The organism is Geobacillus sp. CCR (genome assembly GCF_052906625.1).
In genome coordinates this window covers 1-9,557 of record NZ_JBREBQ010000059.1, presented here as the reverse complement: position 1 = coordinate 9,557, position 9,557 = coordinate 1, and the positions used below count along the sequence as shown (strand labels likewise).

At 48.5% G+C, this 9,557-nt stretch carries 2 protein-coding genes and 3 pseudogenes; 1 reads left to right on the top strand and 4 read right to left on the bottom strand.

The window, feature by feature from the left end; translation table 11 throughout:
* Positions 1–336: 336 nt before the first annotated feature.
* The 4 genes and pseudogenes from ACVBDQ_RS17060 to ACVBDQ_RS17045 form a co-directional block, all read right to left on the bottom strand.
* Positions 337–1,702, bottom strand: a pseudogene (locus tag ACVBDQ_RS17060) (ISLre2 family transposase).
* A gap of 271 nt (positions 1,703–1,973) precedes the next feature.
* Complete coding sequence (istB, locus tag ACVBDQ_RS17055) at positions 1,974–2,726, bottom strand: IS21-like element helper ATPase IstB (RefSeq protein WP_011230286.1); 753 nt, start codon at positions 2,724–2,726, stop codon at positions 1,974–1,976.
* Complete coding sequence (istA, locus tag ACVBDQ_RS17050; protein ID WP_446663363.1) at positions 2,723–4,228, bottom strand: IS21 family transposase; 1,506 nt, start codon at positions 4,226–4,228, stop codon at positions 2,723–2,725. The genes istB and istA overlap by 4 nt, the downstream gene beginning before the upstream one ends.
* Before the next feature lie 141 nt (positions 4,229–4,369).
* Positions 4,370–9,076, bottom strand: a pseudogene (locus tag ACVBDQ_RS17045) (RHS repeat-associated core domain-containing protein); the annotation flags it as partial.
* 154 nt (positions 9,077–9,230) lie between these two features.
* Between ACVBDQ_RS17045 and ACVBDQ_RS17040 the strand changes: the two are divergent.
* Positions 9,231–9,557, top strand: a pseudogene (locus ACVBDQ_RS17040) (DUF6431 domain-containing protein); the annotation flags it as partial.

Here is a 9,557-nt window from a genome sequence, read left to right as displayed (position 1 = left end):
ATCCTAGTGGTATCGAAAGCACTTACGAGACCTCCTTAATGTTGATTTCACCGCTAACATTATTGCCAGGATCTCGTCAGTGCTTTCTCTTTTTTGTCACTAAATCACAAAATTTGGTGATGAACCTTATTTTTTTATTTATTTTAATATAAAAAAAGTTTTTTTTCAACTGTAAATTACCATTCGAGTCAGTCAAGACTTTGTGGAGAACATTTTTTCGGTTCACTACGGGCGTTGTCAATCACTAGTTATCGAACCATTTTCAGGAATTAATATCGTAAGCGCTTTCCGACTCTCATCCCTCATCTTGAGACGATGATACGATATTCCATTTTTTTACACCCAACCACCATCCCGGAGCGCCGACAACGCTTGATGGATCGGCGTCCCGGATGACTGTTGCAGACACGGTATATTCTGACGCACCACATCTGTCCACAACCGTCCTGCCTTCCGTTTGGCCTGTTCGATCCGCTTGGACGTTGTTGAGGCCGAGACGGCCGACTGGGGCTCTTGCTCCTCCCACCGTCCCTTTCTCCACCCGATCCCGTCGATTCGGGCTGCCATCACCCTCAGAAACGCCCGAAGCCCTTGGTCTTTCCAGCTGCGGCGGGATTTCACCCGATGCGCAAATCGGCTCATCACACTCTCCGCATGGCCCATCGAACGCATGCCGGTCGTCTCCACCCCTTGCTCCGACAGCCACCCCCGATAGTCCCGGATGCATCCCGGCATCGACTCGATCCGGCGGATCATGGCAGCCAGCTGCTGTTCTTTCGCTTCGTCCTCCAACGTGCCGACCGCGCTGTTCAGCTCCACGAGAAGCCCTTCTTCGTCTTGTTTCGCCAGCTTCTTCCGCACCTCCCGCCAACGCGGATGGCCGGACAGACACTGACGCAGCTCCCGCGCCACATGAAATCGATCCAGCTGAAAGCACGCCCGCTTCCCAAAATACTCCCGGGAGGCCGTGATCCACGACGCCGCGTCGCCGTTGAGGACCAACAGGTCTCGGCACGGATCATAGGCATATTCCTTCATCAGCCACTCCTCAAACCGTTCCCACACGTCCCCCGTCCCTTCATGGAGGTAGTGGCGCCGGTTCACCAGCTCAAGCTGCGACCCGTTTCGTCTCCATCCCTCGTGAACCGCCAGGATTTTCTCTTCTTTCGCCCGTTTCCCTTTCCCCTGGCGGGAAATAAACAGTCCATCCGCCTCCACAAACAGCACCCGGCCGTGCCGTTTGGAAACAGGGTGATGCAGCGAGACAGGGGCCCTCCAGCACCAGTTGGCGAATCGCCTCGTGGCTGAGGACCGCATACCCCACGATCGACTCCAGCGTGCGAGCCGCTTTGCGGTAGGAAGAGCACTCTACGGCCAACTCGACCGCCGTTTCCTCGAGGCAAGGACTGATCGATTGGGCCCCATCAAAGCCTAATTCGGCATCCAGCAAGAAGGTATAGTTCCCCGTTTGCCGGTCATAGTAGTAGTTCCGTCGAAACGTCACTTCTCCAAACAGCGTTTGGATCGTAGTCGGCCGTTTGTCTTTCAGCTGATGCCGGCGCTTGTCCCGCGCTTCCGCCAGTTGTTGATCGATCTCCTCCAAAAGGGCCGCCAACAAGACAGCGAACACCTTTTGAAGAGTTCTGACTAATTGCTCCTCCAGCTCTTTTAATAAAGGCCATTCTGTGGTAAGATGTTTCATGGACTCTCTCCCTCCTGTTTTATGGATGTTGGTCATCACCATCATAGCAGGGAGAGAGTCCTTTTTGCATGACATTTGCTTTTTCTACCGCGCTTCGCTTGGTGGCCCCGACGAGCGTCGCGAACAAAAGTTCGCAACCCTCGTCGGGGAATCATTCCGGAATGCCACCCACAAATATTTTACTCACACGTGGACTTTCCCTAGGTGTTTTTTGCAAGCAAAAAATGCAGAGAAGTGCAAGAAAAAATACATAGGCTTGCCAGCTCAAGACTTAAGGTTCCAGACCGGAGGCAGAGGACGGCTGGATCGCGGAGAGAGCGTTCCGCAGTCGATAGCTCTCTCCCGTAAAGGCCAAGATGTGGGCGTGGTGAACCAAGCGATCCACCAACGCTGCCGTCAAACGGTTGTCCCCAAACACCCGATTCCACTGTCCAAATTCTAGATTCGATGTCACCATGACGCTTTTTCGCTCGTAACAGTCGGCGATAATATGAAACAACAGTTCCGATCCTTGCTTTTGAAACGGCACATAGCCGAGTTCATCCAAAATCAACAGTTCGCATGGGTCGAGGCTTCGTTTCAGCCGTCCGAGCGTGCCGTTTTTCAACGCCTCTTCCAGCTGGGCGACAAGATCCGCGACGCGGAAAAACCGAACCTCATGGCCTTGTTGGCACGCCTGAATGCCAAGTGCTGTGGCGAGATGGGTTTTCCCCGTTCCAGGTGAACCTAAAAGCAGAACGTTTTGCTTTCGCTCCAAAAAGCGAAGGTCACACAGTTCCTCCCTCGATGTCGTGGCTGGCCAATGGATATGACCCGACCATTCGTAATCCTTCAGCCATTTCAACTCCCGAAACTTGGCTTTCTTGATCAGCCGAGCCTGTTTCGCTTCTTGGCGGCACGACAGTTCCAGCGCCAATACATCCCGCAAAAACTGTTCTTTCGTTTCGAATCTCACCTCCTCGAATCGATCTGCGATATAGGCCAAATGCAGCGCTTTACAAATCTCTTTCACCTCTGCTCTCATCTCTGGACACCCCCTTCCCGAGCGGGATGAAGACGTTGATCATACACCGTTAAATCCGTTTCATAGTCGATTAGAACGGAAGGGGTGTATGATTCTTCCCACTTGTCCGGGTAATAGGAGTGCTTCGCTTCCATCAACACGCCGATTTCATGAGGAGCCAAGTCCCATCGCTGACTCTCCTCGAGCCACTGGGCGATTTCGTAAAGCGTGTGCCGATCCAACAGCGCTCGCAGTCCTTTCAAACGGGCCACCACCTGGGGCGGGGGGCCAGCCAGATACGTTCGGATCGCCTCCGGCAAGTACGTCCGGTAGCGGGAATGTCCGACAACCCGGGGTTTGGTCTCCCACTCAGCGAAAATCTCTTTCCAAGGGATTTCGCGTTTCACGTTCGTATACGGCCTGGGCGCTTCAAGATGGACGTCTCCATCGGAAGAGAACACAACGAAACGATTCCATTCTTTCTTCACCAACACCCGGTTGGGGACGGACAGGCCATGGACGACGAACGCCTTCCCATCCACCATCACTTCTCCGTACTTATTCACGTAAGCGTGATCGAGGGAGAAGATCGGAAGATCTTGTTCCGGCAACGCCAACAGCTCCGGTTGCTCTTCCTGCCATAGTTCCTCGATCCACCGCCCCTTTTCATAATGAGGACGGTTTCGGTCCTCGACCATCTTGCGATGCAGCCACTCCACCAGCTCCGAATCCGACTCCATCAATGGAGCGGGGATGAAACAAAGGTTGCGAGTGTAATAGACTTTTCGCTCCGCATTTCCTTTCTCATGTCCACTGTATGGATTGCACACTTGTACATCAAACCGATAGTAGAGTTGAAATTTCTCAAAAGCCTCGGTGAATCGGCGTTCTCCCCCTTTTCGAATCGACACAATGGCCGCGGACAAATTGTCAATGCGCAATGCCTTTGGCACTCCCCCAGCCTGACGAAACAGCTGCGTCAACCCATGGAGGAAGCATTCACTGTTTTCCGCCGGCAGCGGATAAGCAAACGCAGCGTTGCTATAGGGAAAGCTCATGATCAAAACCGATCGCTCTTCTTCCTTCCCCTCCTTCGTCACAACCGTCATCTTCCCGAAATCCACCTGCGCCTCGCCTGGCGGGTGCTCCAGTCGTTCATAGCGCTGTTCTTTCTCGAGCTTGAGCTGCGGTCTTCGTTTTTGCACGTACGCGCAAACGGTGCGATACGAGCCTTGAAATCCATGGTCACGACAAAGCGCTTCAAACATCGTCTTGTTCGTTCGCCGTTGTTTTCTCGGCAGTTTGGCATCCTCCTCCAACCAGTCATCAATGATTTGCCCGTACCCTTCTTCCTCCATCATCCCCTTTTTGCGTTTGATGGTTGGTTGGACAGAAATGTCTCCATCTGCGTATTTCTTGACCGTTCTCCAGTTATATCCCGTTTCACGGGAAATTTCCGCAATCGATAACCCTTTCTTTTCACGCAGTTTTCTGATACGATTAATTTCGGGCATTGCCAGCATCCTTTCGCTCCTCCACTGTTTGGTTATGTGTTCACAACTTCCACAGTAGAGGAAATGTTAGAGGCTGGCAAGCCTTTTTTCTTTGCCTTCAGCTCTGCACTTTTCGTTGCAGAACTCTGTATTTTTATTTTGCAATAAACACGCAAACCCAGCGTTAACCGCAAACCAGAAGAAATGCCCATCCGGATCCACCAACATTACTGGGTTGTTGTTCGCGTACGTATAGCCGTTCTGTGTCAAGATGTCATCCGCATCGCCTGGGTCGGGGTCGAGCGACAAGAACACGCCATGCGTTGGATGATAGTACCGGGCGATCAGATAGTACAGACCCGTTTCTTGGTCATATTGGTACCCCGCATATCGGTATGGATTTTCGTCCGCCAATGCGCCGGATTGGGAAAGAATGTTCCCCCACGCATCGTATTGATAGCGGGCAACAATGTTTCCTTGTTCATCCGTCAGGGCGATCACGTCGCCATGGGCGTTATAGTGGTAAAAATACGTGGCGTTGCCTTTTTTCATGGCAAGGAGTTGCCCATTTTCTCCGTATATATATGATCTTACCACATTTCCACTCGCATCGGTTTCGTACAGAACGTTTAGGCTGTCGCCTTGGTAATGATAGTTCGTAACGACGCCATTGACAGTCTTTTGAATGCGCCGGCCGTCTTCATCGTATTGGTACGTCACAAACGGCGTGCTTTCGCCTTTTCTTGTGATGGAGACGAGCTGATCCGCTTCGTTCCATTCATATTGATACTGACCGTCTTCCAATCGGTTGCCGTTGGCATCATATGTGATCGATTCGTTTCCAAAACGAATGAGCTGATTGGCAGCGTTATAATCGGCATTGGTCGTCGTCGACTGCCCATCCTTTGTTTTCACGACTTTCGTCCGGTTGCCAAATCCGTCATACGTATACTCGATCTTCGTTCCGTCTGGCAGCTGTTCTTCCACTAGTTGATCGAGCGCGTCGTAGTGATAAACGATCGTCTCTCTCGTTGGGTACTCAATTTTTGTCCGGTTGCCGTTTTCATCGTAACGGTACGTTTCCGATACAATTTCTGTTCCGTCCGCCGTACCGACCGAAAGACTTTCCACGAGGCCGCGGTCATCATACCTAAAGGTCGAGCCGGCTCCATTTTCTGTCGTGAAGGTGCGAACGTTTCCTCTCTCGTCATAGTCAAAGCGGTACGTATACGTTCCGTCTTGGACGACTGTATTTTGATCCAAGGCATTGTATTGGTATGTGACTGTTTGGCTAAACGATCCATGGGAGAACATAAACTGTTGTAATTTATCCGATGTCGTCGGATAGGTCCACTTTTGTAATCCTCCGCGGTCGGATTGTTCAATGACACGATTCGCGGAATCAAATTTTCTTGTCTTGGTCGTACCGTCTTTTACATATTGTACAGAAAGTTCGTTTCCGTTTTTGTCGTAACTAAATTCGTAATACGGAACGTTGTTGTAAGAAATCGTTTTGACCCTTTCCGTTCCGTCATACGTCCATTGAATCGTGTTTCCTTTCGGCAAAACCGTTTTGATTTTATTTCCATTGGCATCATATTCATTCGTTGTCACATCATGGAGCGGACCAACGGTTTTCACGAGTTTGCCGGCCGCATCATAAGAATAGGCAAATGTTTGAGACTGGCCGTCGCTGGTTCGAATGACTTTTGAAGTCATATTGCCATTTAAGTCATAATCGTAGTTGACGGAAGTGCCGTTCGCTAACAACAGCTGTTTTAAGCGATCCGATAAATCATACGTGTACTCTTTTTTGTTTCCTTTCTTATCGTACTCGCTTAATAGATTCCCAACGGCATCATAATTCTTTTTCGCCACATAGCCTTCTTCATCCACTTCTTCCGTGACGTAATTTCCGCTGGCATCGTACTTGTTTTTCGTCACCACGTTTCCTTCCATGAGCCGGATCGCGTCAAACCATACCGTTCCCGTGTAATTGCCGCGGAAGACAGCGGATATGTCGATTTTATCAATTGGCTTGGAAGGTTGAATCGAAACGGCGGCACGGTTCCAATCTTGATTGCCAGCAGGGAAATCCGCAGTATACGTTTGGGTCGTTCCATCCACAAAGTATACTTTAGCCGTAATGGAATAATCGCTTGGGCTCACTGTGCCACTGGCTTTGACATCCTGCGCTTTCGATACACCGGTGAGCGTAAGATTAATTGGTGCATCACCAGATGTTTGGCCAACGATGATGGTCTGCTTATACTCACTTGCCGATTGCGTGGTGCTTGTTCTAGATATTTTTAGTGAGTACCCTCCATCAAATGATTGCGTAGAATCTACGCTTCCTCCTGTTCCACTCCAATTCGTGGTGGTTCCTTCAAAACTACTATTTACAACTGGGTTGTAGCTGGAAGAAACCTGCGCTTCTTCCAATTGAACATTATCAAACCAGGCTTCTCCGGAAGCATCTGGAGACTTATGATCGACCTCTAAATAGACGCGAATTTTGGCTGCATTCGAAGGAGTAGTAAATGTAACTTGCCGCTCTGTCCAAGGTCTTGTGCCTGTAAGTTGGCTATAACGATGATCCGCCCAAGAAATCGTTTGATTTTGACTATTCAGGAATTGAACATTGAAAAAGGCATTGGCTTTGGTTAAATTCGTTTTGATCTTCCCGCTTAACGTATAGGTGGTATTCGGTTTCACCGCGATTTCTTGGGTAGCCGCTACATAGCCAAGTTCTGTGTTAGGAGAAGTAGAGTCGGCGACGATTTTTAATGTTTTTCTCCCTGTCAATCCATTATAGACATTCGTGTCTTCCTGTAATTGCCCAGTATCATAATGACTGAGCAGATTCCAAGCTGTGATTCCTTGTTCAAAGCCGCTATTAGAGAGCAAATTCGTGGCACTGCCTAATGTATCGCTTTCTTCAATGATATTCCCATAGGCATCATACTTCGATACAGAAGACGTTTTTCCGGATTGATCCGTTTCGGATACAGGATTTAAGCCATCATAGGCAATCGTGGTTGTATCGCCTTCCGTATCTGTCATGGAGATGACATCATTATTTTTGTTATACTCGTATGTTTCCGTACCATAACTATCTTTCGCCGTTAACACATTCCCCTTGGCGTCATACGTATATGATTCAGTAGGATTCGCTGCATTTTGATCATTCGGATCCCGTGATTCTACTAGATTATTTCCCTCATAAACATAGCTTGTCGTAATGTTTAAGCCATCTACGTCTTCGATAATTTGAATTGGGTTCGCTGCTTCATTAAATTTATACTGAATTTTACGGCCATTCGGTTGCGTTACGACAAGTTGTCGTTTTGTTTGGTCATAGTTCATCGTATAGATGCGGTTTTCAGGATCAATCGCTTGGCTTAGCCTGTCGCCATGATAAATGAACTGATTAACGACCGGTTTTTCTTCCGTATGCGTCGGTTCCAATACTTTCTCTAACCGACCAAGTTCATTATATTGGTATCTCGTTACTTCCCCGCCCGTCTGGGTTACTTTTGTTAACAAGTCGTTGTTATACTCATACGTGATGGTCCGGTTCATTGGGTCGGTCATTTTCTGGATTCTTCCGCTTGCGGTGTACTCGATGCTCAGTTTTCTGCCCGACGCATCCGTAATCGACACGAGCTTTCCGTTAGAATAACTATAAGTAGTCGCATTCCCATGTCCATCCACGATTCTGGTTAACTTGCCATCACTTTTTTGAAAATGAATTTTCGTTTGATCTTTTGTCGTCAGTATATATTCATCGGTTGTTTCGCTTAACTCCAAGTAAACACCTGTCGGGGCTTTATACGTGCCGTCGGATAATTTCGTGAATATATGGAGCGTGCCATCTTCATCCGTAAATCTTGCTTCATTTCCTTGGGCAACGATGTTCATTTCCGCATCGCTATGCCATCCTTTTCCAAACAATCCAACCGATGTGGATAAACTATTGTAAGTTCTTGTGATTTCAAGCCCCGGTCCTCTTCCGGAAATCGAAACATCGTCTTCGTCTATAATCAGATTGCCGGTAGCGGCATTCACGCTGCCATACGGAACATCAATGATGGACCAGTACTCTTCTTTTCCTAAATACTCATTCGCCTCCGGAATGTTCACCGTCAATGCATTACTGGAAAATACTGTTTCCCCATCCGCATTGTATGCACTGAGTCGGAAGTAGTAATTGGTGCTTGTGGCGTATTTTGTCCCCATTTTCTCATACATGGGGGAAGGATCTTTCGGAAGTTCCAATCCTTTTCCATCATGATGCAACGTTAAGGTGCTGGAATCCCCCTGTTGGATTTCCTCCGGAGTTGGCCAAATTCCTTTGTTTTGTGTCGTCCAATGGTCCACGTCTCCTACATCAAATGCTTCATAGTAAAGTCCATTGAAAATCCACACTTTATACCCTGTCGCTCCAGGAATCTTATCCCAGTTTAACATGACATAGCCAGAGTTGCTCCCCGATTGATTGCTGTAAGCAAATCCGGAAGGCGCTGATGGCACTGGCAAATCTGGAATACGAGGCATATACGCATCAGAAAAGACGGTTTCCCCTTGAGAGTTATAGGCACTTACTCGAATCCAGTAGTTGGTAGCCGTTGCGTATTTGGTTCCTGCATTAGCGTAGACCGGGGACGGGTCAACAGCTAATTCTGTGCCAAGACCATCGTTTACATGCAACTTATATCTACCTGCATGAATTTCCGTGGATGTTGGCCAATACTTTTTGTTTTTCGTTGTCCAAGAAGTGACGTTCCCGACATCTAACGATTCATAGTAGGAACCGTTAAAAATCCAAATTTTATACCCCGTCGCTCCACTCACAGGATTCCATTTGAAATCGATATATGTAAATTATCATTTTATTTCAGCACAAAACACCCATTTTTTTGCACATTCTTTCAGAAAGCCCTCTCCCCTTTTCTGAAGGAATGTGCTAAATTTTTTGTGAATTGTTTCGGACAAAGATTTCCATTCGTTTCAAGGAGAGGGGGGAGGAAGTGTGATCCAGTTTCACGACTTTGGCATTGACATTCAAACGTATACGGATCGTGGGAAAGGGAACGATTTTCCCGACGTGAACCAATGCCCCCACTGTCCATCCCGCCGCCCCTTGCATCGTCACGGATACTACCAACGCTATGCGTTGACGGCAGAGGGGGAGTATCACCTTTGGATCGCACGATACGCTCGCGAGAGTGCCGCAAAACCGTGAGTGTGCTGCCTTCTTTCCTCCTCCCGTATGTTCAATATACACGATCGGTTATTTGGCAAGCGGTCAAAGCATGGTTCGAAACGCCAAGGCAAGGAGCGAAGACCAAACAGGTTG

Excerpts from the sequence above, each read along its gene's own strand:
- istA (WP_446663363.1), bottom strand. The coding sequence starts at position 4,228 with ATGCTGGCAATGCCCGAAATTAATCGTATCAGAAAACTGCGTGAAAAG.
- istB (WP_011230286.1), bottom strand. The coding sequence starts at position 2,726 with ATGAGAGCAGAGGTGAAAGAGATTTGTAAAGCGCTGCATTTGGCCTAT.